This is a genomic window from Cellulomonas sp. P4_H12 (assembly GCF_056400905.1).
Map to the genome: position 1 here is coordinate 1 of NZ_JBFUKJ010000116.1, position 581 is coordinate 581.

The following is a 581-nucleotide window of genomic DNA, read 5'->3' on the forward strand; positions in this document are numbered from 1 at the left end:
AGCCGGCGACGGTGACCGCGAGCAGGGCCTCCCCGCGGCGGTGGAGTCGGGCCACCACCCACATGCTCACGGCGACGACGGCCGCCGCGAGCAGCAACCACAGCCACGTTGGTGCGGGGTCGCCGATGATCCGGGTGAGTGCCCCGCGCAGCGACTGGTTCGCGGCGTGCGCCTCGTCGGCGATGCGGCTGGAATCGAAGAACGTCGCGGTCCAGTACTGGCGCGAATCCTTCGGCAGCACAGCCCAGCTCACCGCGACGGTCGTGAGGATCGTGATGGTGGAGACCGCGGCGGCACGCCACTGCCGCAACGCGAGGTAGTAGAGGACGAAGTACGCCGGCGTCAGCTTGATGCCCGCCGCGATGCCGACGCCGACGCCCCGCAGCCGACTCGCCTCGCCCCGCGAGGTGTCCCACAACACCAGCAGCATCAGCACCAGGTTGATCTGGCCGAAGAACAGCGTGGTGCGCACCGGTTCGAGAAACACACACGCGAGGGAGAGCAACGCCGAGACGCCGACGACCCGGCCGGTGATCCGGTAGCCGAGGATCCGCCAGCACAGCGTGACGACGGCCACGAGC

At 69.9% G+C, this 581-nt stretch carries 1 protein-coding gene; it reads right to left on the minus strand.

The genetic code is table 11. From position 1 onward, the window contains the following. Positions 1-581: glycosyltransferase 87 family protein (locus AC1DQC_RS20065; protein WP_477052985.1), on the minus strand; the 581-nt coding region annotated here is incomplete at both ends.